Origin of the sequence: Collinsella acetigenes, from assembly GCF_012844445.1 — a bacterium.
Classification (GTDB): domain Bacteria; phylum Actinomycetota; class Coriobacteriia; order Coriobacteriales; family Coriobacteriaceae; genus Collinsella; species Collinsella acetigenes.
In genome coordinates this window covers 139,093-165,029 of record NZ_JABBCP010000007.1, presented here as the reverse complement: position 1 = coordinate 165,029, position 25,937 = coordinate 139,093, and the positions used below count along the sequence as shown (strand labels likewise).

23 protein-coding genes and 1 tRNA gene are annotated in these 25,937 nt (G+C 58.4%); 20 read left to right on the top strand and 4 right to left on the bottom strand.

Annotated elements, in window-relative coordinates; all coding sequences use genetic code 11:
• The first annotated feature begins 88 nt into the window (after positions 1–88).
• From hpf to HF320_RS08225, 10 genes are all read left to right on the top strand, one after another.
• The gene (gene hpf, locus HF320_RS08270; RefSeq protein ID WP_169277874.1) at positions 89–673 is read left to right on the top strand and encodes a ribosome hibernation-promoting factor, HPF/YfiA family; all 585 of its coding nucleotides are present in this window, start codon (positions 89–91) and stop codon (positions 671–673) included.
• Positions 674–754: 81 nt separating this feature from the next.
• Complete coding sequence (locus HF320_RS08265) at positions 755–1,723, top strand: DegV family protein (protein ID WP_169277873.1); 969 nt, start codon at positions 755–757, stop codon at positions 1,721–1,723.
• Positions 1,724–1,785: 62 nt separating this feature from the next.
• Entirely contained in the window at positions 1,786–2,850 is a 1,065-nt protein-coding gene (locus HF320_RS08260; RefSeq protein WP_169277872.1) for an NAD(P)-dependent oxidoreductase, read from the top strand.
• Between the two features lie 6 nt (positions 2,851–2,856).
• The gene (locus tag HF320_RS08255; RefSeq protein WP_040219830.1) at positions 2,857–3,276 is read left to right on the top strand and encodes a hypothetical protein; all 420 of its coding nucleotides are present in this window, start codon (positions 2,857–2,859) and stop codon (positions 3,274–3,276) included.
• Between the two features lie 20 nt (positions 3,277–3,296).
• A complete protein-coding gene (locus HF320_RS08250; RefSeq protein ID WP_040219831.1) occupies positions 3,297–3,995 on the top strand; it encodes a hypothetical protein in 699 nt (232 codons plus the stop codon).
• 3 nt (positions 3,996–3,998) lie between these two features.
• Positions 3,999–5,081: an isocitrate/isopropylmalate dehydrogenase family protein gene (locus tag HF320_RS08245; RefSeq protein WP_169277871.1), complete on the top strand. Its 1,083-nt coding sequence runs from the start codon at positions 3,999–4,001 to the stop codon at positions 5,079–5,081.
• Between the two features lie 94 nt (positions 5,082–5,175).
• Positions 5,176–6,264, top strand: a complete 1,089-nt coding sequence (locus HF320_RS08240) for a SurA N-terminal domain-containing protein (RefSeq protein ID WP_169277870.1) — start codon at positions 5,176–5,178, stop codon at positions 6,262–6,264.
• 18 nt (positions 6,265–6,282) lie between these two features.
• Positions 6,283–7,542, top strand: a complete 1,260-nt coding sequence (locus tag HF320_RS08235; RefSeq protein WP_169277869.1) for a purine-nucleoside phosphorylase — start codon at positions 6,283–6,285, stop codon at positions 7,540–7,542.
• Between the two features lie 151 nt (positions 7,543–7,693).
• Positions 7,694–7,769 (top strand) — tRNA-Thr (locus HF320_RS08230).
• Positions 7,770–8,412: 643 nt separating this feature from the next.
• Positions 8,413–9,912: a PTS transporter subunit EIIC gene (locus HF320_RS08225; protein WP_169277868.1), complete on the top strand. Its 1,500-nt coding sequence runs from the start codon at positions 8,413–8,415 to the stop codon at positions 9,910–9,912.
• A gap of 227 nt (positions 9,913–10,139) precedes the next feature.
• Here HF320_RS08225 and HF320_RS08220 read toward each other — a convergent pair whose 3' ends face one another.
• Positions 10,140–10,634, bottom strand: coding sequence for a PTS sugar transporter subunit IIA (locus HF320_RS08220; RefSeq protein ID WP_169277867.1), 495 nt, complete (start codon positions 10,632–10,634; stop codon positions 10,140–10,142).
• A 313-nt stretch (positions 10,635–10,947) separates the two neighbouring features.
• Between HF320_RS08220 and HF320_RS08215 the strand changes: the two genes are divergently transcribed.
• The 4 genes from HF320_RS08215 (at position 10,948) to nagA (ending at position 14,011) form a co-directional block, all read left to right on the top strand.
• Positions 10,948–11,394 carry a PTS sugar transporter subunit IIA gene (locus tag HF320_RS08215; protein ID WP_169277866.1) on the top strand — a complete coding sequence of 149 codons (447 nt, stop codon included), beginning with the start codon at positions 10,948–10,950 and terminating at the stop codon, positions 11,392–11,394.
• A 102-nt stretch (positions 11,395–11,496) separates the two neighbouring features.
• Complete coding sequence (gene agaV, locus HF320_RS08210) at positions 11,497–11,979, top strand: PTS N-acetylgalactosamine transporter subunit IIB (protein WP_169277865.1); 483 nt, start codon at positions 11,497–11,499, stop codon at positions 11,977–11,979.
• Positions 11,980–12,054: 75 nt separating this feature from the next.
• On the top strand, positions 12,055–12,792 hold the full coding sequence (locus tag HF320_RS08205; RefSeq protein ID WP_169277864.1) for a UTRA domain-containing protein: 738 nt from the start codon (positions 12,055–12,057) through the stop codon (positions 12,790–12,792).
• 106 nt (positions 12,793–12,898) lie between these two features.
• Positions 12,899–14,011 carry an N-acetylglucosamine-6-phosphate deacetylase gene (gene nagA, locus HF320_RS08200; RefSeq protein ID WP_349290722.1) on the top strand — a complete coding sequence of 371 codons (1,113 nt, stop codon included), beginning with the start codon at positions 12,899–12,901 and terminating at the stop codon, positions 14,009–14,011.
• Positions 14,012–14,099: 88 nt separating this feature from the next.
• Here nagA and HF320_RS08195 read toward each other — a convergent pair whose 3' ends face one another.
• On the bottom strand, positions 14,100–14,903 hold the full coding sequence (locus HF320_RS08195; protein WP_169277862.1) for a DeoR/GlpR family DNA-binding transcription regulator: 804 nt from the start codon (positions 14,901–14,903) through the stop codon (positions 14,100–14,102).
• A 318-nt stretch (positions 14,904–15,221) separates the two neighbouring features.
• On the opposite strand from HF320_RS08195, the gene HF320_RS08190 reads away from it, so the two are divergent.
• The 6 genes from HF320_RS08190 (at position 15,222) to larD (ending at position 24,195) form a co-directional block, all read left to right on the top strand.
• A complete protein-coding gene (locus tag HF320_RS08190; protein WP_169277861.1) occupies positions 15,222–16,073 on the top strand; it encodes a class II fructose-bisphosphate aldolase in 852 nt (283 codons plus the stop codon).
• Between the two features lie 110 nt (positions 16,074–16,183).
• Complete coding sequence (locus HF320_RS08185) at positions 16,184–17,155, top strand: DMT family transporter (protein ID WP_349290721.1); 972 nt, start codon at positions 16,184–16,186, stop codon at positions 17,153–17,155.
• Between the two features lie 74 nt (positions 17,156–17,229).
• Positions 17,230–18,543 carry a histidine--tRNA ligase gene (hisS, locus tag HF320_RS08180; protein WP_169277859.1) on the top strand — a complete coding sequence of 438 codons (1,314 nt, stop codon included), beginning with the start codon at positions 17,230–17,232 and terminating at the stop codon, positions 18,541–18,543.
• Positions 18,544–19,059: 516 nt separating this feature from the next.
• Positions 19,060–21,843 carry a phosphoenolpyruvate carboxylase gene (locus HF320_RS08175; RefSeq protein WP_169277858.1) on the top strand — a complete coding sequence of 928 codons (2,784 nt, stop codon included), beginning with the start codon at positions 19,060–19,062 and terminating at the stop codon, positions 21,841–21,843.
• Between the two features lie 293 nt (positions 21,844–22,136).
• Entirely contained in the window at positions 22,137–23,414 is a 1,278-nt protein-coding gene (larA, locus tag HF320_RS08170; protein ID WP_169277857.1) for a nickel-dependent lactate racemase, read from the top strand.
• Positions 23,415–23,463: 49 nt separating this feature from the next.
• Positions 23,464–24,195: a D/L-lactic acid transporter LarD gene (gene larD, locus HF320_RS08165; protein ID WP_169277856.1), complete on the top strand. Its 732-nt coding sequence runs from the start codon at positions 23,464–23,466 to the stop codon at positions 24,193–24,195.
• Between the two features lie 288 nt (positions 24,196–24,483).
• Here the strand turns inward: larD and HF320_RS08160 are convergent, their stop codons facing one another.
• Both HF320_RS08160 and larC read right to left on the bottom strand, forming a co-directional pair.
• Positions 24,484–25,023 (bottom strand): TetR/AcrR family transcriptional regulator, encoded by a 540-nt coding sequence (locus HF320_RS08160; protein WP_169277855.1) that lies wholly within the window; start codon positions 25,021–25,023, stop codon positions 24,484–24,486.
• Positions 25,024–25,025: 2 nt separating this feature from the next.
• A complete protein-coding gene (gene larC / locus HF320_RS08155; protein WP_169277854.1) occupies positions 25,026–25,934 on the bottom strand; it encodes a nickel pincer cofactor biosynthesis protein LarC in 909 nt (302 codons plus the stop codon).
• Positions 25,935–25,937: the final 3 nt, after the last annotated feature.

The following is a 25,937-nucleotide window of genomic DNA, read 5'->3' as shown; positions in this document are numbered from 1 at the left end:
AAACGGGGGTTTACATTTTTCGGTTACCCGCGTGGCAAGTTGGGTATGAACAGAGTACTTTAAGGTCCCCTATAGATTGGAGTCGCGTATGGATATCAAGGTTTCTGGGCGCAAGACGACCGTGACCGATGCTTTGCGTGCGCGCGTTGACGAAAAGATCGGTGAGGCTTGTTCGGTTTTCGACATCAGCCCCATGACGGTTGATGTCGTTTTGCGCTACGAGAAGAACCCCGCTAATCCCAATCCGGCAATCGTCGAGGTTACCATTCGCGCCCGCGGTTCGGTGATTCGCGTGGCCGAGCACGGTTCCGATATGTATGCCGCTATCGATAGCGCAGCCGATAAGGCTACCCGCCAGCTTCGTAAGTTCAAGACCAAGGTAGTGGACAACCGTCAGCAGGGTGCCTCTGCGGCAGATGTCGCTCCCATCGAGCCCGTCGAGGACCTTGCAGATCTGCTTATCCCTGCAGACGAAGACGATCAGCTGGTGCGCGAGAAGGTTATCGACGTCACGCCGATGACCGAGGAGCAGGCACTCGTCCAGACCGACCTTCTGGGTCATGATTTCTATGTCTTTGAAAATGCCGCAACGGGCCTTATAAATGTGGTCTATCACCGTAAGAATGGTGGATACGGCATCATCAAGCCGAGGATCGAGACCCTCGACGAGTAAACTATGCATGGTAATGCATGAACAAGGATGGCGGCCATCCCATGCGGGGTGGCCGCCTTTTTCTATGAAGGAGCTTTGCCAATGAGCAAACCCACCGTCGGAGGCCATTCCAGCCGCTGCCGTATCGTGATCGACACCTGCGCCGATCTTTCGCCCGAGATTGCGGCCACGCTCGATGTGGATATCCTGGGATTTCCCTATATCTTGGATGGCGTGGAATACACCGACGATATCTGGTCGTCCATTACGCCGCATGAGTTCTACGAGAAGCTTCGTCAGGGTGCCCATGCCTCAACCTCTGCTGTATCGCTGGGGCGCTTCGTCGAATTTTTCACCAGCTGCGCCGAAGAGGGCACGCCTACGGTATACCTGAGCTTCACCGCCGGTCTCTCGTCCAGCTACAACTCGGCCTGCCAAGCGGCCGATATGGTGCGTGAGCAGTATCCCGATTTCGAGATCTACGTGGTGGATAATTGCTCACCTTGCGGAGCTGCCGGCCTTTTGGCGCTCGAGGCGGTTCGCCAGCGCGCTGCCGGCCTCAACGCTCGCGAGCTTGCAGCTTGGGCAAACGAGGCAAAGCACTATATCCACGGCTTCTTTACGATCGACAGCCTGGATGCGCTCGCAGCGGGCGGACGCATTCCTCCTGCGGCGGCGCAGCTCTCCAGCAAGCTCGATATCAAGCCCGAAATGTCTTACGACTTGTCCGGTTCGCTTACGCTTGTGGGCGTGAATCGCGGTCGCAAGAAGGGGCTCAAATCGCTCGTCAAATCCTTCAAGGAAAACTACGTGCTCGACCCGGCACTGCCGGTAGGCATTCTCACCTCCGATTGCGAGAAAGATGGCGACTGGCTCGAGTCTGCCATCCGTAAAGAGGACGGATGCGCCGAGTTGACGGTCTTGCGCGCTTCGGTGGGCCCCACCATTGGCTCGCATGTGGGTCCGGGCATGGTCGCTATCGTCTTTTGGGGTAAGAACCGTACGGAGAAGATCTCGCTTACCGATCGCATCGCCAATCGCGTGCGCGGCGCCGAGGCCACCAAGGCCTAAAGCCTCTCTTCCCATCGATTATCATTTTGCATGCACACGTTTGACGTTTAAGGAGTACCTGCATGTCTGACAAGAAGCTGTCTGTCGCATTCATCGGAACGGGCATCATGGGCGCACCCATCGCCGGCCACATCTTGGATGCTGGCTATCCCGTCACCGTCTACAACCGCACCAAGGCCAAGACCGATGACCTTGTGTCTCGCGGTGCCGTGTGGGCAGATAGCCCCGCCGCCGCTGCCAAGGACGCCGATGTCGTCTTCACCATGGTGGGCTATCCGGCAGACGTTGAGGAGATCTATCTTTCCGGCGACGGCCTGCTGGCTGCCGCCAAGCCCGGCGCTTACCTTATCGACCTCACCACGAGCGCTCCCGAGCTTGCTCGTGATATCGCTGAGGCCGCCGAGACCTACGGCAAGCATGCCTTCGACTGCCCGGTGACCGGCGGCGATACCGGTGCCATCGCCGGCACCCTCACGCTGATCGTCGGCGCAACGGATGAGGGCATCGAGCCCGTCCGCGACATTCTCGAGACGTTCTCCTCCAAGATTTACTGCTTTGGCGGCCCGGGCAAGGGCCAGGCTGCAAAGCTCGCCAACCAGGTGGCGCTTTCCTCTTGCATGGTGGGCATGGCAGACGCCCTTTCCTTCGCCCAGCAGATGGACCTCGATCTTGCCGAGACGCGCGAGATGATCCTAGGCGGCACGGGCCGCTCCGGTGCCATGGAGCAGCTTGCACCCAAGTCGCTCGATGGCGATTGGAAGCCCGGCTTCATGGTGACGCATTTCCTCAAGGACCTGCGCTTGGCGCTTGCCGCCGCCGAGGAGAAGGAGCTTGCCCTCCCCGGTGCCGATACCGCATTCACCCTGTACGACATGCTCGACGCCATCGGCGGCAGCAAGCTGGGTACCCAGGCCATCACGTTGCTGTACCAGGAAGAGGCCGACGCCGTGGCGGCTGGTCTCGATTGGTCGCTCTACAATCCTCCCGTCCACGACGAGGGTGAGCACGAGTGCGGCTGTGGCCATCACCATGAGGATGGCCATGAGTGCTGCGGTGGCCACGGCGACCATCACGGTCATCACGAGGGCGGTTGCTGCTGCGGTGGCCACGGCCACGACGCAGAGTAGGGCGTAATGGATATCGCTTTTATCGTCTGTTCGCTGCTGCTCTTTGCATTTAGCGTGTACATCGGGTTTCTTATTGGAAACACGGTGGGCGTGCGCGCCGTCACGCGTGCGGACTATTGGAAGATGAACGGCGCTGCCATTGTCATTGCCGTGCTGCTTTCGTTCATCTTGGCTGCCGTCCCGCTGTTCTACTCTGTGGATGTCGGCCTGCTTGCCGGCGCTATCGTGGGCCTGAAGATGGCCTTTGGCGAGTCGGTGGGTCCGTGGGCCGTGCACGACAAGGCATTTAACGTGAACCGCTCGCATCGCGAAACTGCCGAGAAGGGATGCGGGGAGGAGCGCCGTAGGCGCCGTGCCTCCCGTGAGGACGCACCTGATCTTATCTCGGTGGAAAAGAAGTCTCGCACGTCCGGTTCGCGCAAATAGGAACGAAAGGTAGATTGGTCATGGCAGAAGAAATGAAACAGGAGCTTTCCGCCGAGGAAGCCGAGCAGCTCGCGCTTGTGGAGAACGATCGCGACGCGCTGAGCGCCTTGGTCGACGACCTCTCCGGTCACAGCCGTCGCAAGCGCCAGATGGCCGCTCATGTGATGCTACTCGTGGCACAGCGTGAGCCCGAGCTGCTTTCCGAGTTCATTCCCGACCTGATCGATGCGCTCTATCGTCCGGAGGCCCAGACGCGCTGGGAGATTCTCGATGCTCTGACGTTGCTTGTTCCCGAGCATGCTAAAGAGATCGGTGCCGCCTTTGACGGCGCTGAGGCCGCTCTGTTCGATGACCTTTCTTCGATTTTGCACTTCTCGGCCTTCCGCCTGCTTGTCACCTGGGGTGCCACCGAGCGCGGCCGGTCCAAGAAGGTTTGGCCCATTCTCGACGAGGCGATTCAGTGCTATCACGGCGATTTGGAATATCGCGATATGCTCGGTTGTCTTCATGAGTTCGCCGAGGGCAAGATCGAGGGCGGCGTCGCTGCCGAGCTTGCCGGCCGTTTGCAGTTCGATGCCGAGAACGGCAAGGGCAGCTATCTCAAGGCGCGTTCTTCTGAGATTTACAACATGCTTGTCAAGCGCTTCAAACTTGAGAAGCCTCAAAAGCGCGCTCGCATGGTGGCGAAAACCGACGAACCCGAAGACGACGAGGAGTAGCAGATGGCCCACGACGTAGTACTTATTCCCGGAGACGGCATTGGGCCCGAGATTACTTCGGCCATGCGCCGCGTGGTGGACGCTTCTGGCGTCGATATCGCGTGGAACGTGGTGGATGCCGGTGCTGGCGTGATGGACGAATTTGGCACGCCGCTGCCCGAGCATGTGCTCGATGCCATTCGCTCCACCAAGGTTGCCATCAAAGGTCCCATTACCACGCCGGTGGGAACGGGTTTTCGCAGTGTCAACGTGGCCCTGCGTCGTGAGTTTGACCTGTATTCCTGCGTGCGCCCCTGCCTGTCCATGCCGGGCGACGGCAGCCGTTATACCGATATCGACCTGGTGATCGTGCGCGAGAACACCGAGGATTTGTATGCGGGCATCGAGTTTGACGAGGGAGCGCCCGAGGTAGCCGAGCTTTCGCAGCTTATCGAGGCATCGGGGCAAAAGACCTTCAAGCCCGATTCCGCCATCTCGGTAAAGCCCATCTCCGTTTCCGGTTCGCGTCGTATCGTGGAGTACGCCTTTGAGTATGCCCGTCGTTGCGGTCGACATAAGGTGACAGCAGTGCACAAGGCTAACATCATGAAGGCAAGCGACGGCTTGTTCTTGCGCGTTGCCCGCGAGGTGGCCGAGCGCTATCCGGATATCGAGTTTAACGACAAGATCGTCGACGCCACCTGCATGGGCCTGGTGCAAGATCCGTACGCCTTCGACGTGCTGGTCCTGCCCAATCTGTACGGTGACATCGTGAGCGACCTTGCGGCGGGCCTCGTGGGCGGCCTTGGCATGGCGCCGGGCGCCAATATCGGCCGCGACATCGCTATCTTCGAGGCGACGCACGGCAGCGCTCCCGACATTGCGGGCAAGGATATCGCCAATCCCACGGCCGAGATTCTTTCCGCCTGCATGATGCTCGATCACTTGGGCGAGGGCGTGGCCGCCACGCGTATTCGCGAGGCGGTCAAGAAGACGCTTGCCGCCGGCGAATCGGTGACGGGCGACGTTCGCCGCGCGCAGACCGGCTCCACCGAAGGATGCGTGGGCACCCAGGCGTTTGCCGACGCGGTAATCGCCAATCTGTAGAGATGCTATTATGTGAGCCGCGATATGGCAGTACCGCGGCTCGCTGCTGTGTAGCGCAGTTACTATGCGCATGGATAAGGAGAATGCACACGATATGGGTTTGATTCAGAAGAAAAACGACCGTGAAGAGATCGACGGCATCGAGATCATCGGCCGTGGCGATACCCCGGGCGATATCGATGAGAACGAGGTGGAGCTCGTGGAGGGTACCTCCGCTGAGCACGTGGCTGCCGGTACTACCGCTGAGAAAGAGGCCGAGCGTGCCGAGCGCGAGATGGCTGAGGACGCGGCAGACGAGAACCTCATGCCCGAGGAAGATGAGGAAGACGACGATGAGGACGACGAGGCTGCAGGTCGTGGCAAGCGTCAGAAGATTGCCATTGCCATCGCCGTTGTGGCCGTGATCATCGCTGCTGTTTTGGGCTATTTTATCGGTTCGGGCGGTTTTGCCCACAAGGGCGCCGACTCCGCCTCCCTCACGTCCGATCAGCTCGATACCGTTGTGGCTTCGTATTCCTATAACGGCAAGAGCATCGATGTCACCGCGCGCGAGGCTATTGAGAGCCAGTACAGTCTGGACAGCGTCAAGCAAAGCGACGGCACCTATCCCACGCCTTCCGCCGATATCGTGCTCTCCTATGCACGTAACCACATTCTGCTTAACGAGGCCGAGGCTCGCGGTATCTCCGTTACCGATAAGGAGATGAAGGAGTATGCCGAGGGCGCTTTGGGCATGAGCGATTACAGCCAGATGTCTCAGCAGTACGGCGTGACCAAGGATCAGGCAAAGACCATCGTCAAGCAGCAGGCTACCATGCAGAAGCTCTACGATAAGATCGTGGGCACCTCTTCTGCCACCATGCCCGAGGCCCCCGCGCAGCCGGAGGACGGCAACGAGGACACCGCATCTAAGGATTACGCCGACTACATCATCAAGCTTGCGGGCGATGAGTGGGATGCCAAGAAGGGCACCTGGGCTTCCACCGACGGTGTGTACGCGCAGGCGCTTGCCGGCCAGGAGTTCACGGCTGATTCCGCTACGTATGGCCAGGCGCTGACCGCCTACTACACGGCCTATCAGCAGTATGCGCAGGCCAACTCTGAGTCTGGCGGCAAGTGGACCGAGTTCGTCAATGGCCTGTATGCCAAGGCGAATATTACCCTGTACGGTCTGTATCAGTAAAGGCACGAGGAAGACGCGATGTCGCTTCGTGTTCTCATAAGTGAATGCCTGCTTGGCGCTCCCGTTCGCTACGACGGGGGCGCCAAGCCCTCTTTAGCGGTCAAACGCTTAGCGGACTGCTTGCGCAGACGCGGGGGAGAAGGGGCGGTGGTCCCCGTTTGTCCCGAGGTCTTGGGCGGCCCTGCCTGTCCGCGACCGCCGGCGGAACGGCGCGGGTCGCGGGTCGTTACGGCCGAGGGCGTTGACGTGACCCGTGCGTACGCGGATGGTGCTCGCCGTTCGCTCGATATCGCACGCGCATGCGGCGCGAGTCTTGCTATCCTAAAATCCAAGAGCCCATCGTGCGGCTTTGACCGCATATACGACGGCACGTTTTCGGGGCAGCTTCGCGCCGGTTCTGGTGTGACGGCCGCCTTGTTTGAGCAGGAAGGACACATCGTGGTAGCAGACGAGAAGCTTGTTGAGTATTGCGAGCCAAGCATGGAGCATCCCATCGCGTTGGTGCTTGGCAGCGGCCTGGCCCCGCTTGCCGATGAGGTGCGCGTGGTACGCCGCATCAAGTACGAGGATATCGATGGCTTTCCCACCGAGGCGATTCCTGTAGAAGGGCATCGCTACGAGGTGATTATCGGCACGCTTGAGGGCGTTCCCGTGGTGGTGTATCCGGGCCGTGTGCACCTGTATCAGGGATACAGCCCATTGCAGGTGACCTCGCTTGTCCGTCATGCTCATCGCTTGGGTTGTCGCGACATCATCCTCACCTGCGCTTCGGGCGCTGTTTCTGCTGTGGCTTCGGGCGCTGTTTCTGCTGTGGCTTCGGGCATGGTGGGCCTCATTACCGATCACATTAACCTTACTGGTCAAAACCCGCTGGCGACTCCTCAAGGTGTCGCTGCCGCCGAGGCGGATACGCCGTTTATCCCTATGGCGGGTGCTTACTCTGGCTACCTTGCCGAATTTGCCCGTGCGGCGGCTCGTGATGCGGGCCTGCATCTTGCAGAGGGTGTATATGCCGGTCTGTTGGGTCCCACGTATGAGACTGCCGCCGAGGTGCGCATGCTCAATACGCTGGGCGCCGACTACGTGGGCTGCTCGACGGTGTGCGAGGCTATCATGGCAAAGGCTTTGGACATGGAGGTCTTGGGTGTCACGCTCGTGACCAACAAGGCGGGCATGATCGACAATAGCCACGAGGATGCTCTTAAGGCTGCCGAGAAGGCCGCCGCTGCAACTCAAAGTGTGCTTAAAGGAACGATTTCCTACTTGGGTGGCCATTAGCGACCCGCGACTGCGACCGGCCGATTACTGTATGTGTCAGAAAAACGACAGGTTTAATTTGACACATTTAATGAAGGGTCTTGCGCGTTTGCGCACTTACCCGTATGATTATCAACCGTTGACGCGCATGCGCCCGTCAACCGCATGATATGCCAACGTGGCTCAGCTGGTAGAGCAACGCACTCGTAATGCGTAGGTCAGCGGTTCGAATCCGCTCGTTGGCTCCATCGAAACGAGGAGGGTCCCGGCAACGGGGCCCTTTTTGCATTTGGGGGAGACGGGGATTCGAACCGATAAGGTCGCAAGGCGTGAAGCGGGCAGGCCGGTGGCCTGCCCGTAGCCGAGCGCGCGAGCGGGCGGCGGCAGCCGGCCGCGTGGCAGCGGATGCCGGAGGCATACGCGAATCCGCTCGTTGGCTCCATCGAAACGAGGAGGGTCCCGGCAACGGGGCCCTTTTTGCATTTGGGGGAGAGAGCAATGCATGCTGCGTCCCCCTGTAGAACGGGTCGACTGAGGGCGAAACGAGATAGCTGACGGCAATGTGCCTTTTATGAACCTACGGATTCCAAGGGTTTTTGATCTTCGTGCGGAAGAAAAAGCTCTCAAAGATTTCTAATGCTACGTTCATCTTCATAAAAACAATGGTTACTACCACTCACGGGTCGATTTCTTACCGTTCAGCAATCAGATTGAAATTTGAAGGCTTTGTGGACGAGGTTTGAACCTCTTGTGATATGGTTGTAACCAGCTCCCGGCACGGCTGGGTTTAAAAACGCGCCAAGAACTCATATGGCCCGCGGAGGGGTCGACTTTCAAAGGCGCAGGTGTGGATCACGAAACCACAACGAAGAAAGGTAGGGGGAAATTAATATGATGAAGTACCTCCAGAAGCTCGGCAAAGCGCTGATGCTTCCCGTCGCGGCGTTGCCCGTCGCCGGCATCCTTATGGGTGTTGGCTACATGCTCGCCCCCGCAGTCATGGGCGTCCCCGGTGCTGAGGCATCCGGTGCAGCCTACACCGCAGGTTTCCTGCTCATCAAGGCTGGCGGCGCACTTATCGATAACATGGCATGGCTGTTTGCCATCGGCGCTGCCGTTGGTCTGGCTGACGATCATGACGGCACCGCTGGCCTCGCTGGCCTCGTCGCCTTCCTGATGATCCAGCAGCTGCTCAACCCTGCAGTCGTCGGCGCGGTCCGCGGTATGGACGCTGACGCTCAGGCCGCTTGGCTCACCACTGCCGAAGGCATCGCGTTCTCCAAGATCGCCGGTAACTGCTTCATCGGCATCCTGTCTGCCATCATCGGCGGTTCCATGTACAACAAGTTCAAGGGTACCCGCCTTCCCGACTGGCTGGCTTTCTTCTCCGGCAAGCGCTGCGTTGCCATCATGACCGCCGTCGTGTCCATCGTCGTCTCCGTTATCCTGCTTTTCGTGTGGCCCATCATCTTTGACGGCCTCGTTGCTCTCGGCAACGGCATTGCCGCTATGGGCGGCGTCGGCGCTGGCATCTATGCCTTCCTCAACCGCCTGCTCATCCCCACCGGTCTGCATCACGCCCTCAACAACGTCTTCTGGTTCGACACCATCGGCCTCGGCGACCTGTCCCACTTCTGGGCTGGCGACGTCATGGGCCAGAACGGTGCCAACTGGAGCGTCGGCATGTACATGTCCGGCTTCTTCCCCTGCATGATGTTCGGTATCCCGGGTGCTGCCCTCGCTATCGTTCAGACCGCTAAGAACAAGAAGGCTGCTATCGGCCTGGTTCTCTCCGCTGCTATCTGCGCTTTCGTCTGCGGCGTTACCGAGCCCTTCGAGTTCGGCTTCATGTTCCTGTGCTTCCCGCTGTACGTCGTGTACGCTGCCCTCTACGGCATCTTCACGATCATCGTGTACTACGTGAACTTCCGTGCAGGCTTCTGCTTCTCCGCTGGTGCTACTGACCTTGTGTTCTCCGCTTCCCTCCCGGCAGCTCAGAACACCTGGCTCATCATCCCGCTGGGCATCGCAGCCTTCATCGTGTTCTACCTCGTGTTCCGCTTTGCCATCACCAAGTTCGACCTCAAGACTCCTGGTCGTGAGGACGAGGACACCGACGAGGCTTCTGCTGTTGCCGCTTCCAGCGACGACAAGTACGTTGCCATCGCCAAGGGTGTTCTGGCTGCTGTGGGCGGCAAGGACAACGTCAAGAACGTTGACTTCTGCGCCACTCGTCTGCGCTTCGAGGTCGCTGACTCCGCCAAGGTCGACGAGGCCGCCTGCAAGAAGGCCGGCGCCGTGGGCGTTATGATTCCTTCCAAGGAGTCCGCTCAGGTCATCATCGGCACCCAGGTTCAGGCTGTGTGCGACGAGCTCCAGAAGCTCATTTAACATCTGAACTGAGTCACCGGCTTACTGCTTGACTTGGACCGTCCCTCTCCGCGGGGACGGTCCTTTTTTATGGCTCGGCGAGCTCGCTCGTTAAAGCGAGAATTCTTGAATGTTTTCCCGGCAGGTGCGCCCCGATGCATCTGGGAAGGCGCTTTATATCACAAAAGGCCCCCGCTGCAAGTAGCTGCAGCGGGGGCCTCGATTTCTATATGAGCTATAAGAGAAGGCTACTTGGTGACGGTGATCACCGAATCGCCTGCCTTGACAGGAGCGTCTGCCACAGGGACAACTTCCTGGCAGTCGGGGGTGTTGGAGATAATGACGAAGACGGTGTCGTCATGACCGGCCTCGGCGACTTTCTCGCGCGAGAAGCTGAGCAGCTCGGTACCAGCGGTGACCTTGGTGTCCTGCGGCACCTTGTTCTCAAAGCCCTCGCCCTTCATGTCCACGGTATCGATGCCCACATGGATCAGCACCTCGATGCCGTTATCGGTAACGATGCCGATAGCGTGCGGCATGGCGACGGTGACCGTGCCGTCGACGGGGGCGATAATGGTTGCCTCAGAGGGGTTAATCGCAACGCCCTTTCCCATCATCTCGCTCGAAAAAACCGGCTCGGTGGTTTCGGAAAGCTGCAGCAGCTCGCCGCTTACCGGGGCGGTGATAACCGTCTTGTTCGAGACCGGCTCTGCGGCCTGCTTGAAGCGATCGAACAAACCCATGTTTTGTCTCCAATTCACTAGAAAACACAAGGTAAAAGCCTATAAAGTATAGCAGAGCAGGGCCTCTGATTTGCTAGTTTAGACTGCCCATATGCCGAACGGTAGCTCTGTGTTTTGGGACGGTATACGGGCTTGTGGAATCGGCTTTTCAAGCGATTGTCAAAATACGGTGGCAGTTTCAACATTTCCTATGGTCAGGCACTATTTTTTCGATATACGGGAAGCAAAAGCCTTACACGCTGGTATAATCCAATTTACGTTTCCAACTGGTTACATCCAGAGACCAGTTAAACCAGAGAATAAGGGGCAGAAAATGATCGGTTTACTTTTGACTGGTCACGACCAGTTTGCCGGTGGGCTATTAAGCGCTATCAATATGGTCGCAGGCTCCCAGCCCCGTATCAAAGCCCTTTCTTTTGAAGATCATCGTGCGGCGACGTATCCTGCCAAATTGCATGCGGCCATCGGTTCTTTGAGAGCAGAGTCGAACGGGGTTATTGTTCTCACCGACTTTATGGGCGGCACCCCTTGGAATCAGGCAATGATTGCAGCACAGGATTATTCCGATGTCGCCGTTATCGCAGGGGCAAACGTTCCGATGCTTCTTGATACGCTCGATTATCTCGAGTCCGACTATACCCTCGACGATATGGTCGAGGAGCTTATCGCTGCTGGCAAAGATGGTGTGAAGTATCGGCATCTGCCTCGGCTGCGAGCGGTCGAGTACGAAGACCCTAGCGAGAAGGGGGAAGGCATTTAGCCATCGCTAGGGTCCTCGTGCTTGTGACCGATCATGTCGGTTGGTGTATTGATGGTTTCGCGTGGAGCTCCGCACGACGGTAGTTTGAAGGGAATGTACAGCGTGGCAGAGCCGAACATACTTCTGACGCGTATCGACAACAGACTCATTCATGGGCAAGTCGTTACTCAATGGAATGCTGTGGTCGGAGCGAATCTGATCTTGGTTGCTAACGACGGTGTCGCCAAAAGCGACGTTCGTCAGCGCCTTATGGATATGGCCGCTCCCGCAGGTGTCGCCATGCGTTATTTTTCGCTGCAAAAAACTATCGATGTGATTCATCGAGCATCTTCCGATCAGCTGATTTTTCTCGTGGTTGATAACCCAACAGATGTTTTGGCTCTTGTCCGCGCGGGCGTGCCTATCAAGAAGGTCAACGTGGGCAATATGCATATGGCAGAGGGGCGGCGCCAGGTTACTGCGAGCGTCGCGGTGGACGACGCGGACGTCGCCGCGTTCAAGGAGCTGCGGGACTTGGGTGTTGAGCTGGAAGTTCAGCGCGTTCCGAGCGAGCCGATAGAAGATTCCGGCGTTTTGTTCGAATAGATTTTGACGCCGGTTTGTGCGGAGACAGACTGATTGGCGCATGGATTTTGAGGATATTTGGAAGTGAGGTCTGACGTGGCTTTAACGAGTAGGAAGCAGCCTCTGTACGACCAACTGGTCGATATTTTGAGTGAGAAAATCGAGCATGAGTGCGTTGCTGGTGACATGCTTCCTTCCGAGCGTGATCTTTCGGAGCGCTATGGCTTATCTCGCACGACGGTACGTCTTGCCCTTCAGGAGCTGGAGAGCCTTGGTTTGGTGATTCGCCAGCACGGGCGCGGTACGTTTGTTGCCGATCGCTCGGTTCATACTACCAATCTCATGCAGACGTATAGCTTTACGCAGCAGATGCGCGAGATGGGGCGTGACCCCAAGACCATCATCCTGGAGTTTTCCGAGATCGAAGCCGATAAGAATCTTGCCGAGCATATGGGTCTGCGCTTAGGCGAGAAGGTCATTAAAATCGACCGTCTTCGCTGCGCGGACGAGATGCCGCTTATGATCGAGCGAACGAATCTGCCCATGCGCAAATTCATGATGTTCAAACGTCCGATGCTCGAGGGGAAGTCGCTCTACGAGGTTATCGAGGGTGTCTTTCACGAAAAAGTGCGTGTTGCCGAGGAGGAGTTCTACGCAAGTATCGCTCGTCCGGCGGACGCCCGTCTTCTGGGTATCGGCGAGGGGGCACCGGTGCTGGATCTCGAGCGCGTTACGTACAACATGCATAACGAGATTATCGAGTACACGCTTTCCGTTGCCCGTGCCGACCAGTTCAAGTACAAGGTGTTCCACTATCGCAACGACGCACAATAGGCTCGATGACGGCGACGAACCGTTAGGATAATCGATACGACAGGGAGTAATAAAAATGGCAATATATGCGCTTTCAAACGCTCGCTTCGTTCTGCCTGGAAGGGTTATGAACACGGGGTATCTACCGGTTGTCGATGGTAACTTTGGAGCTTGGCAAACAGAGATGCCTGATTGTGAGATTGTCGATTGCGGTGGCCGTTGGGTTGCACCGGGATTTGTGGACACGCACATCCATGGATTCTTTAACCATGCAACGACCGATTGCGACGCCGAGGGGATTAATATTTCTAGTGCAGAGCTCGTGCGCCGCGGCACTACCTCTTGGGTTCCCACTACGTTCACCGAGGCTCCCGAAAGCATTCGCGCGGCTTGTGCCGCCATTGCCGAGGCGGACGAGTCCCGTGGCGATGAGTTTATGGGCGCTCGCATTCAGGGCATTTACCTGGAGGGGCCGTTCTTTACGCAAAAGCACGTGGGTGCGCAGAATCCTGCCTTTTTGATTGACCCTTCGTATGATTTGTTTGCCAATTGGCAGGATGCCGCGGGCGGTCGCATCGTAAAGAGCGCGCTTGCTCCCGAGCACGAGGGATCGCTCGAGTATATTGCCGCGCTTGCCGCCGAGAATATTGTGACGAGCATCGGCCATTCTGATGCCACCTTCGACGAGGCTCTTGCCGCCGTGAACGCGGGCTCCACATGCTTTACCCACACCTATAACGGTATGCGCGGTTTGCATCACCGCGACCCGGGTATCGTGGGTTGTGCGATGGTCACGCCCGACACGTATGCCGAGATTATCGCCGACGGACATCATGTGATGCCTGCGGCGGTCGAGGCGCTGGTTCGCGCCAAGGGCTGGGACCATGTTGCCCTGATCACCGACGCGTTGGGTTGCGCGGGCATGCCTGATGGCGAGTACGTGAGCGGTGGCCTGCCCGTGGTTATGCGTGACGGTGCTTGCTATCTGCGCGATGCGGGCAACCTGGCTGGTTCCGTCGCCGTGATGTGCGACGTGGTCAAAAATGTCTTTGATTGGAGCATTGTTTCGGCTGAGCAGGCGATTCGCATGGGCACCGAAGTTCCGGCTCGCTCTGCGCACATCGACGATCGCTGTGGTTTTATCGCCCCGGGCCGTCGTGCTGATTTTGTCGTGCTCAATGATGATCTTACGCTCGACGCCACGTACTTGGATGGCGTTCTCGTTCCGGCAGGGGAGTAGCAATTTCCTGGCGCGCACTGGAACATTTAAATGCATGGGGCCGCTCGGATTACATTCGAGCGGCCCCTTTGCTATAGGCATCGAAGCGCTACGAGGCGACAAGTAGACGTGGCGCCTGCTCGCCTCTCTCGGCATATTCGGCAATCTCTTGAGCAAGGATGCCTTGGGGGTCATGGTCCATGACTATGACGTCAATTTTGTTCAATGGTGCAAAGAGCATAAGGCCGCCCGCGTCGGCCTTTGTTGCGTCGATGAGAGCGATCGAGGCCGATGCCGCCTCGATAAAAGCACTTTTAATCTGCGCCATCTGTTCGAAGTTGGTCATGAGCCCGCGGTTGGGAACAAATGAGGTGGGGCACAGGAACGCTTTGTCGGCGTGAAGGACTTCGAGCGCGCGCAGGGCAAGTGGTCCATAGAGATAACGATGACCTTTTCGCAGGGTTCCGCCCAACAAGATCACATCGGTTTGGGGAAGGCTGTCGTCGATATAGTTGGCGATGGTGACATCGGCGGTGATAACCGTGATGTCGCGACGCGTGGTAAGGGCACGCACGAACTCGAGGGCAGTGGTACCGGAGTCGACAATGATCGAGTCGCCGTCTTCGACGAGCCCGATGGCTGCTTGCGCGATAGCTTGTTTGGCGGCGACGTTGAGATTGATACGCTTGTCTTGGATGGAGACGGTCAGCGCTTTTTGCAGCGAAACGGCACCGCCGTGCGTGCGCCGCAGCTTTCCCGCCGCTTCGAGGGAGTCAAGGTCGGCTCGGGCAGTGACGGCGGAAACGCCAAAGGCCCGTGCGAGCTCTGCGACTTGTACGGATGCCGAGTGCTCGAGCATGCCGAGGATGGCTGCGCGCCGCTCCTCGGCAAAGGTATGGGCGGTGTTGCTCATAGTGGTCTCCGGCTGTTCAGGCGAAATGTGCAGATTCTATTTTGCTTTATTTTCGTATTACGCAAGAAAAAGCATATCGTTTGCTTATCTTTTGTGCAAATGCAAAGGGTGGCTATGGAGGTGGGGTTCTAAAAGCAGGCGGTACCCAAGGGGAGGGAATGGTTGGCGGTTGCGTTTGCTTATGAATGACTCGGGTTCTGCTTGATGATGACTTCGCAGGTAGAGAGTGGATTTTATACAATGGCATCAACGTTTGGCTCGCGCGGGGATGCGCGGTGCCGCGATGCCGGGAACTGCCCCGTGCAGAAGGGAGCGAACATGCTCGTTACCACCAAGGAGATGCTGCTCGACGCAAGGAAGAACCACTACGGCGTGGGTGCCTTTAACGTCGAGAACCTCGAGTTCGTCATGGCTGTGCTCAAGGCTGCCGAGGAGACCAAGTCTCCCGTCATCATGCAGACCACTCCGGGCACCATCAAGACTGCCGGTCTCGATTACTTCTACGGCATGGTCAAGGCCGCTGCCGAGCGCACCGAGGTCCCCGTTGCGCTGCACCTGGATCACGGTGACGGTTACAACCGCTGCATGCAGGCTCTTCGCTGCGGCTACACCTCCGTCATGATCGACGGCAGCCATGAGCTGTTTGAGGACAACATCGCTCTCACCAAGCTGGTTGCCGATGCTGGTGCCGCCATGGGTGTCCCCGTGGAGGCCGAGCTTGGCAAGGTTGGCGGCAAGGAGGACGACGGTCCGGCAGTCGAGGGCGAAAATCCCTACACCGATCCCGACGAGGCCGTTGAGTTCGTGGAGCGCACCGGCTGCACGAGCCTCGCCATCGGCGTGGGTACCGCGCACGGCGTGTATGTGGGCACCCCGCACATTCAGCAGGACGTGGTCAAGGCCATCGCTTCCAAGCTCGATATCCCGCTGGTCCTGCATGGCACCTCTGGCGTGCCCGACGCGCAGGTCGCCGAGGCCATCAAGAACGGCATCTGCAAGGTCAACTACGCCACCGAGCTGCGTCAGGCTTTCACCAAGGGCTTCATGCGCTATATGGCCGAGAATCCCGAGTGCTTCGATCCCAAGAAGCCGGGTCGCGAGGGCATGGCCGAGATTACGGATATCGTTAAGATCCGCATGGAGAACCTGGGTTCTGTGGGCCGCGCGTAAGAGGCAACACTCATTTTGATTTCGAGAAGGGTTTCGGAGGGTGCTCCGAGGCCCTTTTTTGTGTGACAATACCTCAGGTTTGATTGTCATGTTTATGGGAGAAGAGGGCTGTGGCCAACAAGCTGGATATTTCGGATGCAAAGCCGTTTGACGACGGAGTGCCGGTGGATCGTGAGGATCGATCTCCCGGCGAGCTGCGCGGCGCGGGTGCCCGTTCGCCTCTGTTTTGGAAGCTTATACTCGTTGCCATGGCGCTCATGTGGGGTTTTTCCTTTTGCATGATGAAAGACGTCCTCGATGCACTGCCGCCGTATCTGCTGCTTGCCTGTCGTTTTCTCATCGCTGCGCTCATCATGCTCATCCTGTTTTTCCGCCGCATTCGTGCCCACTTCAACCGGACGTATATCGTCGCCGGCCTTTTGATGGGCACCTCGCTTTGGGCTGCGTACGTGTTGCAAACCGTGGGGCTTGTCGATACCACGGCGGGAAAGAACGCGTTCTTGACGGGAACATATTGCGTACTTGTGCCCTTTATCGGCCATACGGTGATGGGCGAGAAGCTTACGCGCTATAACCTGGGAGCGGCATTTTTGTGTCTTGCGGGCATCGCATTTGTGGCGCTCGACAGTTTTACCGTGGGAAAGGGTGACCTCTTGACGCTCGCGGGCGCGGTCTTTTTTGCAATCGAAATCGTGATTGCTGCTAAGTTCGGCCGTAATCTCGATGTGAATGCCATAACGTTTTGGATGTTTTTGGTGGTGGCGTTGCTTTGCGTTGCAGGCTGGCTGCTCACCGAGCAGATTCCTCCGCTGTCGACGTTTACGCCGTCTCTCGTTGGTACTGTTTTGTTCTTGGCGGTGATGTGCACCTGCGTGGGCATGCTCGTTCAAAACTTGGGATTGGCGCACGTTCCCTCTTCGACCGGCTCGTTGCTGCTCTCTCTCGAGTCGCCCTCGGGCGTGCTCTTCTCTGTGCTGTTGGGCGGCGAGGTGCTTACCGGCCGTCTGCTGTTTGGTTTTGCGCTGATTTTCCTCTCGGTCGTGCTCTCGGAAACGCATTTCGCATTTCTGCGTCGAAAATGATGCACGTGAAGTGGTCGGTTGCGTATCCTCTATAATGTTGAGCGTTTGAATGTGCAAAAAGAAAGGTGTGCTCCATGCAGGCACAGAAGGCAGAAGGTACTAAAGATCTGATCGGTAGCGAGATGCGCGCGTGGCAGCACATGCAAGAAGTTGCCGCCAGCGTATTTGAGCCGTACGGCTTCGAGCCCATCGAGACTCCTGCCATCGAGCAGGTTGACGTCTTTGTGCATGGTATTGGCCAGTCTACGGATGTGGTGCGCAAGGAGATGTTCCGCGTGTTCTCGGGCGCCAACTTCGCGCGCGTGCTGGAAGAGGGTACCGACGCCAAGCTCAAGGCAAAGCAGCGCCTGGCTCTGCGGCCCGAGGGTACCGCCGGCGTTGTGCGTTCTGTGGTGGAGAACAATCTGGTGCCTCAGGGCGCCGCTCCGTTCAAGGCGTACTACGCCGAGGCGATGTTTCGCGGCGAGCGTCCGCAGAAGGGCCGCTTGCGCCAGTTCCACCAGGTAGGCATCGAGTGGCTGGGCGCCCCCGATTCCGCAGCAGATGCCGAGTGCATCATCATGCTTATGGAGTTCTACAAGCGCTTGGGCTTTGATCTGTCCAAGCTTCGCCTGCTTATCAATTCGATGGGCGACCCCGCGTGCCGTCCTGCCTATCGCGACCAGGTGCGCCAGTTTATTTTGGATCATGCGGACGAAATGTGCGACGAGTGCCGCGAGCGCGCAGAGATCAACCCGCTGCGCGCCTTTGATTGCAAAAACGACCACTGTCGCGAGATCATGGCTGATGCCCCGCTTATGCGTGAGCATCTGTGCGACGAGTGCCGTGAGCACTACGAGCAGGTCAAGCGATATCTCGATGCCGCCGGCATTCAGTATGTCGAGGATCCGACGCTCGTGCGTGGCCTCGATTACTATACGCGTACCGTTTTTGAGGTCGAGGCTCCGGGCGCTGGCGTTGGCTCTATTGGCGGCGGCGGTCGCTATGATGGCCTGGTCGAGCTCGAGGGTGGCAAGCATACTCCGGGCGTTGGCTTTGCCGTGGGCTTTGAGCGCGCGCTGCTGGCCCTCGAGGCGTTTGGCGGAAGCATGATCACGGTGGCCGCTCCCTGTGTGTATGTTGCGAATGTTTCTGCCGATCAGCGCGGCGATGTCTTTGCCGTGAGCAACGAGTTGCGTGCTGCGGGTATTCATGCCGAGGCCGACTACCAGGGCCGTTCGCTCAAGGCCCAGTTCAAGCAGGCCGATAAATTGGGCGCTTCTCTTATGGTGGTCGTTGGTGCCGATGAGCTTGCAGAGGGCAAGGTCAAGCTGCGCGATATGGCAAGCCACGAGGAAGTTCTCGTTTCGCGCGATGCCGTGGTCGCCGAGGTTTCGTCGCGCCTGTAGTGTGGCGGCGTTATATAGCTGATTGCTGCTTGTGTTGTAGGCGGCTGCGCGATGCGCAGCCGCTTTTTTGCTGCTGTGCCGCCGCGCGCTATGTAGAAGCCACTGCACCGGCCGAAAAAACGCTCGAATCGGGGCACTCAAATCAAAACTTGTCGAAGTGCGTACCCTAAATTGATAATGCAGAGTAGACACCTGTTTTAGACGACAAAACCACCAGGATTGCAGGGGGTTAATCAATAGGTATACTTACCATTTTTGATTTAAGGTACGCACTTCGAATTGTTTTATTGCGGTAGTATTTTATAGACGGCTTGGAACGGGAGAAAAGAAGCTATTTGGCGACATTTATTGATATCTGTCTACAAATGGCAGTTGAGTATTTCTAAACGATTTCCATGGTCTAGAGATAGCCCCGTTTTACTCAAGCGTTTGCCGTTTGTGAAATAGGGCGCTTATACTAACACCCCAGTGACGCATAACCCGATAGCGTGGAACAATGCAGAATGGAGCGTTGATATGAGCGAGCCCACAGCCGAATCGGTCGCACAAAATTCCGCAGTCTCGACGGAGGCTTTGCCGGATACCGCTGCCACCCCGCTAACCGAGATCGATATCCCTGATACTCTCCGCGATAATTTGGCGCTGTTCCTGCGCCTGGAGCGTCGAGTGCTCACGGAATACGATCCGTCGATTTGCGAGCTATTCGACAAGCTGCTTTCTTATGTTATCGCTGCAAACGAGGGCGATCCGGGCCGTGCCGCCGCGGACGAACCCGTTGATGGCGAGGGCATCCCTCTGTCCACAAGCAATAGCGGCCGTGCTTTCCGTGCCGCGGTAGAGCTGCTTGACTCGCTGCCGGTAGAGCGCTCTCAAGTTGTTGTGCGCGCCTTTACCGCCTTCTTCCACCTGGCAAATCTTTCCGAGGAAAACTATCGCGTCGAAGCGCTGCATGAGCGCGAACAGGGCGTGAGCACCGACATGGATGTCGACCCCGGCAATGAACTCACCGTTGCCTATCATCAGCTGGTGGAAGAAGCCGGAGCGGCGCGTGCGACTGAGTTGCTCAATCGCTTGGAGTTCCACCCGGTCTTCACCGCGCATCCTACCGAGGCACGCCGCAAAGCCGTTGAAGGAAAGATCCGTCGCATCTCGGCGCTTCTTTCCGAGCGTCCGCGCCTGGGTGGATCGGACCTCGTTGAAAACGAGCGCCACCTGCTCCAGGAGATTGACGCGCTGGTGCGCACCTCGCCCATTGCCATCAAAAAGCCGACACCTGTCGAAGAAGCCGATACCATCATCGATATCTTTGACAACACGTTGTTCGAAACGGTACCGCGCATCTATCGTCGTTTTGACGACTGGATTTTGGGCGAGCGTGCCGGTCGCGTGACCCCGGTGTGCCCGGCCTTTTTCCATCCGGGCAGCTGGATTGGATCGGACCGAGACGGCAATCCTAATGTGACTGCCAAGGTGAGCCGACAGGTGGCAGCTAAGTTCTCGAGTCATATGGTGGCGACGCTTGCGCATAAGTGCATGCGCGTCGGCCGCAATCTGACTCTCCAGACTGGCTACACCGAGCCTTCTGAGGAGCTGCTCAACCTATGGAATCATCAGGTGGAGATGAGCGAAGTTCTTACTTCGCGCGCACGTGATATTTCGGCATCCGAGCCGCATCGTGCGGTGATGATCGTCATGGCTTCGCGTCTTGAAGCGACGGTGTCGCGCAACGCAGACACTATGTACCGTAGTGCTGAGGAATTCTTGGCTGACCTGCGCGTTGTCCAGCGCTCGCTGGCGAAGGCAGGCGCCGTGCGCGCCGCATATGGCCCGGTGCAGACACTTATCTGGCAGGTGGAGACCTTTGGCTTCCACATGGTGGAGATGGAATTCCGCCAGCACTCGGTAGTGCACGCCCGCGCCCTTGCGGACATTCGCGAGCACGGAGTGAACGGCGACCTGCAGCCCATGACGCGCGAGGTCCTGGACACCTTCCGCGCCATCGGCTCCATTCAGCGCCGCTATGGCAAGAAGATGGCACACCGCTACATCATCTCGTTTACCAAGAGCGCTCAACACGTGGCCGATGTTTATGAGCTAGCGCGTCTTGCCTTCGCTCATAGCGAGGACGTGCCAGCCCTCGATGTCATTCCGCTGTTCGAGCAGCTTGAGGACCTTGAGGGCTGCGTCGACGTGCTCGATCAGATGCTCGAGCTGCCTGCGGTCCAGGCGCGTTTGGCACAGACCTGCCGCCGCATGGAGGTCATGCTTGGCTACTCGGACTCCTCGAAGGACGCCGGTCCCACCACGGCGACGCTCGCGCTGCACGCGGCGCAGGAGCGCATCGCCCACTGGGCCGAGAAGAACCGCATCGACCTTGTGCTCATGCACGGTCGTGGCGGCGCTGTGGGTCGCGGCGGCGGCCCGGCAAACCGTGCCGTGTTGGCGCAGCCTGCGGGATCGGTGAACTGTTTCTTCAAGGTGACCGAGCAAGGCGAGATCATCTTTGCGCGTTACGGCAACCAAACGCTTGCTCAGCGGCACGTGGAGAGCGTCGCCGCGGCAACGCTGCTCAATTCGGCTCCGAGCATCGAGCGCACCAATACGCGCATGACGGAAGAGTTCGCCGATATGGCGGAGCGCCTGAACCGGGCGGCCCATGAGCGCTATCTTGATCTGCTGGGTACCGACGATTTTGCCCCATGGTTCTCGACGGTGACGCCGCTGACCGAGGTTGGCCTGCTGCCTATCGGCAGCCGTCCGGCAAAGCGCGGCCTGGGCGCGAAATCGCTTGACGACTTGCGCACGATTCCTTGGGTCTTTAGCTGGTCGCAGGCGCGCATCAATCTTGCCGCGTGGTATGGCTTGGGTACCGCATGCGAGAAGCTGGATGACCTGGACCTGTTGCGTCGCGCCTATGCTGAGTGGCCGCTGTTCTCGACGTTTATCGATAATATCGAGATGTCGATTGCCAAGACCGACGGTCGCATTGCCAAGATGTATTTGGCTTTGGGCGATCGCGATGACCTGGCGTCCAAGGTCTTTGAAGAGATGCAGCTCACGCGTAAGTGGACGCTTGCTATCACCGGCGATGATTGGCCCCTGCAGGGTCGTCGCGTGTTGGGCCGCGCCGTGCGCGTGCGCAATCCGTACGTCGATGCGCTTTCGCTTGCGCAGGTTCGCGCGCTGCGCGAGGTGCGTATGAACCAAGACCAGCTTTCGGAAGAGGCGAAGGCCGAGTACATGAGTCTGATTCTTTCGACTGTGACCGGTGTCTCGGCGGGATTGCAAAACACGGGGTAATCGATAGCCCTGTGGCTCTCATCGGCCCCCTTCGCCCTCGTTCTTCTGGGATTAAAGCTAAAAAGAAGAGCGGCGCGCTTTGCGCGTTTTGGAGGGGGTCTGTCCCGGCGGGCGTTCGCGCCTAGCGCCTATGTGCATGCGGCCGCGGTCCTCTTTGAGGCTGCGGCCGTTTTCTAGCATTCTAATATGAACGTTCTGTTAACGGGTGAGCAAACGGTGGCATTTTTTGGCGAGCGGCGTATCCTCTCAACGGTTTGCTAGTGTGTCAGTTGAAAGGAAGAGGGCGTTCGTCGTTGTTTGAATGTGAACTGCCGTTTGACCACAAGACGCTGCATCTGGAGCTCGAGGATAGGAGCTTCGCTGGTGTGATGGAAGGTCATCAAAACGAGTTTAAGACTACGAAATCGCAGGAAGAGCTGGTAGAGGAGTCGCTTGCCAACCCTTATGGCTCGCCTTCGCTCGAGGAGCTTTGTGCTGGCAAAAAGGATATTGTCATCATTAGCTCCGACCATACGCGCCCCGTTCCCTCGCGTGTGACGATGCCTATTCTGCTGCATCACATCCACTCTGCTGCACCTGAGGCGCGCGTTCGCATTCTGGTTGCTACGGGTATGCATCGTCCGTCGACGCACGAGGAGCTCGTCAACAAGTACGGCGAGGAGATCGTTGCCAACGAGGAAATCGTTATGCACGTCGCGACTGACGACAGCATGATGAAGAAGATCGGCACCCTGCCTTCTGGCGGCGAGTGCATCATCAACAAGATTGCCGCCGATTGCGATCTGCTGCTTGCCGAGGGCTTTATTGAGCCGCACTTCTTTGCCGGTTTTTCTGGTAGCCGCAAGTCCGTCCTGCCCGGCATCGCCAGCTACAAGACCATCATGTACAACCACAACGGTCAGTTTGTGAATGATTCCCACTCGCGTGCTGGCAACCTGTGCCACAACCACGTGAGCGAGGACATGTTTGCTGCTGCCGAGATGGCTCACCTTGCCTTTGTGCTCAACGTGGTGCTTAACGGCAAGCACGAGGTCATTGGCTCCTTTGCCGGCGATATCCACAAAGCGCACGAGGCTGGCTGCGAGTTTGTGAAGAGCCTTGCCGGCGTTGAGCCCGTCGAGTGCGAGATTGCCATTACCACCAACGGCGGCTACCCGCTCGACCAGAACATCTACCAGGCCGTGAAGGGCATGTGCTCTGCCGAGGCCACGCTTCCCGAGGGTGGCGTGATCATCGACGTCGCCGGTTGTGCCGACGGTCACGGTGGCGAGGGCTTCTATCACAACATCGCCGACAACGATCCGGCGGAGTTTGAGCGTGCCTGTATCGATCGTCCCAAGGACGAGACCCTGCCCGACCAGTGGACGAGCCAGATTTTCGCCCGCATCCTGGCGCATCACCCTGTGATTATGGTTACCGATCTGTGCGATCACCAGATGCTCAAGGATATGCACATGACGCCGGTCAACACTATCGAGGAGGCGCTCAAGCTCGCCTTTGAGATGAAGGGTGCCGATGCCAAGGTGGCCGTCATTCCCGATGGCCTGGGCGTTGTCGTCGCGCAGCACTAGTGCGCGGCCTAAACGAATCGTTTATAACCGACAAGAAAGATAAGGTTTTATGCTTACCAAACTCCTCTGCGAATTCGGCGCAACGGCCCTCATGATCATCTTTGGCGTGGGCGTGCACTGCGATACCGTGCTTAAGGGCACCAAGTATCAGGGCTCCGGTCATATGTTTGCCATCACCACCTGGTCTTTTGGCATCTCGGTCTGCCTGTTTGTCTTTGGCGGCGCCGTGTGCATGAACCCGGCTATGGTGCTTGCCCAGTGCATCGTAGGCCTGGTGCCGTGGAGCAGCTGCATTCCCTTCATGCTTGCCGATATGCTTGGCGGCTTCGTGGGCGCCTGCATCGCATGGCTCATGTATGCCGATGAGTTCAAGGCTTCCGAGGGCGTCGTCGACCCCATTGCCCAGCGCAATATCTTCTCGACCAACCCCACCACCGAGGGTACGAACTATGCCCGCAACTTCTTCTGCGAGGCTATCTGCACCTTTGTGTTCATCAGCGCCATCCTTGCTGCTGCTAGCCGCGCCGGCGAGAACGTTTTGATGCTCGCTATCTGCGTCGGTCTGATCGTTTGGGCTGTTGGCATGGGCATGGGCGGTATCACCGGCTTCGCCATGAACCAGGCTCGTGACCTTGGTCCTCGCATGGCCTATCAGGTGCTGCCGATCAAGAACAAGGCCGACAACAACTGGAAGTACGGCCTGCTCGTTCCTGGCATCGCTCCGTTTGTCGGTGCTATTGCGGCTGCACTGTTTGTGCATGGTTTCTTGGGCATGTTCTAGTCCAAGGTTACATAGTTGTCCGCTGCCCGCATGGGGTAACTTCCCGGTGCGTCCTCGGACATGCAAGAAGCCCTCGCTGCGCACTTCGTGCGGCGAGGGCTTCTTGCGTCCTGCGGAATGCACCGGGAAGTTACCCCATGCGGGCAGCTGCGGGATCTTGGTCGCGTTGGAACAGGCAACCCAACATATATATCTGAATTTGGATGGGAGGGGCGCTTTGTTGTTGGGGGCCTTGGGATGAGGGCGGTACTTTGGGAGGGGGTGACGCCTTGGAATGGGATGGGGTGTTTAGCTGAAGAGGGGCTTTATGGCTGAGAGGTAGTCTTTGGCTACGTCGGCTTTGTTGGCTTGGAAGTTGTGCCAGGCCCACCATTGGACCATTCCTACGAAGCTTGAGGCTATGTGGTGGAGGAGAAAGCTTCGGTCCATGGTGGCTGCTGGGCCCTGCGGGTTGACGGGTAGGGCCTCGGTTGCTCGGGCCACGATGGTCTTGCGAAGGCTGTCGGCGAAGACGCGCGAGCCGGCGCCGGCCACCAGTGCCCGTACGCCCTGACGACGATCCCACAGGTTGCTAAGGATATGCTCGACCTGTACGAGTGGGTCATCGAGGGGCGTACCGTCATCGTCGAGGGCATGGGTGCAGATATCGCATACGAGCTCGGCGAGCAGGTCGTCTTTGCTCTTGAAGAGTCCGTAGAACGTTGCGCGGCCCACGCGAGCGCGTGCGATGATGTCGCCGACGGTGATCTTGCCGTAGTCTTCTTCGCACAGCAATTCGGAGAATGCCGAAACGATGGCGGCGCGGCTTTTTGCCTTGCGGGCGTCCATGGCTATGCGTCCGCGTGAACGAGCAGGCAGCGGAGCGTGCCGGAGCAGCCCTCGTAGGGGCGTTTGCCGGCGCCGTAGCCGACGGCTTCGATGCGGTAGCGTGGCGGCAGGTGCTCGGACGTGCGCAGCGCGGCGACGATGGCGGCGCCCGTGGGCGTTACGAGCTCTCCTGCGACCGGTGCGGGCGTGAGGGCGATATTGCCCGCCTGGCACAGATTGACGACAGCGGGGACGGGAATGGGCATGAGGCCGTGGGCGCAGTGGATGGTTCCGTGGCCCTCGGAGAGCGACTCGACCACGATATCCTCAATACCCAGGTCGTCGAGGCAGATGGCGACAGAGCAGACGTCGACGATGGAGTCGACAGCGCCCACCTCGTGGAACATGACGGTCTCGGGCGTTTTGCCGTGTGCCTTGGCCTCGGCAACGGCGAGCGCGGTAAAGATGGCGAGGGCGCGACGTTTGGCGCCGTTGCTCATCTGCGAGCCGTCGATGATGGCGGTGACGTCCGCCAAAGAACGGTGATGGTGGTGGGCGTGATGATGGTCCTCGTGGCCATGGGCGTGGGCCTCGTGGTCATGCTCGTGGCAGTGCTCGTGCTCGCCATGGTCATGATGGTGGTGCTCGTGCTCGTGTGTGTGCTCGGCGGCCGCTTCGTTGCCGTAGAGCCATGCCATATCGTGGTCGTGGTTCTCGAGCTCTTCTGCTAGCCGAACGTCGAAATCGCAGGCGTCGATGCCATGCTTGTTTACGCGCGTGACGGCGATCGTAAAGCCGTCGACCGGCAGCGTGGCGAGCTGCTCGCGCAGATGCTCCTCGCTGGCGCCCAGGTCGAGCAGGGCCGCGACGGTCATGTCGCCGCTGATGCCCGAGGTGCCGTCGATGATAAGCGTGTGCTGATGGTTGGACATGGA

Coding starts and splice junctions, on each gene's coding strand:
- hpf (WP_169277874.1), top strand. CDS start 89: ATGGATATCAAGGTTTCTGGGCGCAAGACGACCGTGACCGATGCTTTG.
- HF320_RS08265 (WP_169277873.1), top strand. CDS start 755: ATGAGCAAACCCACCGTCGGAGGCCATTCCAGCCGCTGCCGTATCGTG.
- HF320_RS08260 (WP_169277872.1), top strand. CDS start 1,786: ATGTCTGACAAGAAGCTGTCTGTCGCATTCATCGGAACGGGCATCATG.
- HF320_RS08255 (WP_040219830.1), top strand. CDS start 2,857: ATGGATATCGCTTTTATCGTCTGTTCGCTGCTGCTCTTTGCATTTAGC.
- HF320_RS08250 (WP_040219831.1), top strand. CDS start 3,297: ATGGCAGAAGAAATGAAACAGGAGCTTTCCGCCGAGGAAGCCGAGCAG.
- HF320_RS08245 (WP_169277871.1), top strand. CDS start 3,999: ATGGCCCACGACGTAGTACTTATTCCCGGAGACGGCATTGGGCCCGAG.
- HF320_RS08240 (WP_169277870.1), top strand. CDS start 5,176: ATGGGTTTGATTCAGAAGAAAAACGACCGTGAAGAGATCGACGGCATC.
- HF320_RS08235 (WP_169277869.1), top strand. CDS start 6,283: ATGTCGCTTCGTGTTCTCATAAGTGAATGCCTGCTTGGCGCTCCCGTT.
- HF320_RS08225 (WP_169277868.1), top strand. CDS start 8,413: ATGATGAAGTACCTCCAGAAGCTCGGCAAAGCGCTGATGCTTCCCGTC.
- HF320_RS08220 (WP_169277867.1), bottom strand. CDS start 10,634: ATGGGTTTGTTCGATCGCTTCAAGCAGGCCGCAGAGCCGGTCTCGAAC.
- HF320_RS08215 (WP_169277866.1), top strand. CDS start 10,948: ATGATCGGTTTACTTTTGACTGGTCACGACCAGTTTGCCGGTGGGCTA.
- nagA (WP_349290722.1), top strand. CDS start 12,899: ATGAACACGGGGTATCTACCGGTTGTCGATGGTAACTTTGGAGCTTGG.
- HF320_RS08195 (WP_169277862.1), bottom strand. CDS start 14,903: ATGAGCAACACCGCCCATACCTTTGCCGAGGAGCGGCGCGCAGCCATC.
- HF320_RS08190 (WP_169277861.1), top strand. CDS start 15,222: ATGCTCGTTACCACCAAGGAGATGCTGCTCGACGCAAGGAAGAACCAC.
- hisS (WP_169277859.1), top strand. CDS start 17,230: ATGCAGGCACAGAAGGCAGAAGGTACTAAAGATCTGATCGGTAGCGAG.
- HF320_RS08175 (WP_169277858.1), top strand. CDS start 19,060: ATGAGCGAGCCCACAGCCGAATCGGTCGCACAAAATTCCGCAGTCTCG.
- larD (WP_169277856.1), top strand. CDS start 23,464: ATGCTTACCAAACTCCTCTGCGAATTCGGCGCAACGGCCCTCATGATC.
- HF320_RS08160 (WP_169277855.1), bottom strand. CDS start 25,023: ATGGACGCCCGCAAGGCAAAAAGCCGCGCCGCCATCGTTTCGGCATTC.
- larC (WP_169277854.1), bottom strand. CDS start 25,934: ATGTCCAACCATCAGCACACGCTTATCATCGACGGCACCTCGGGCATC.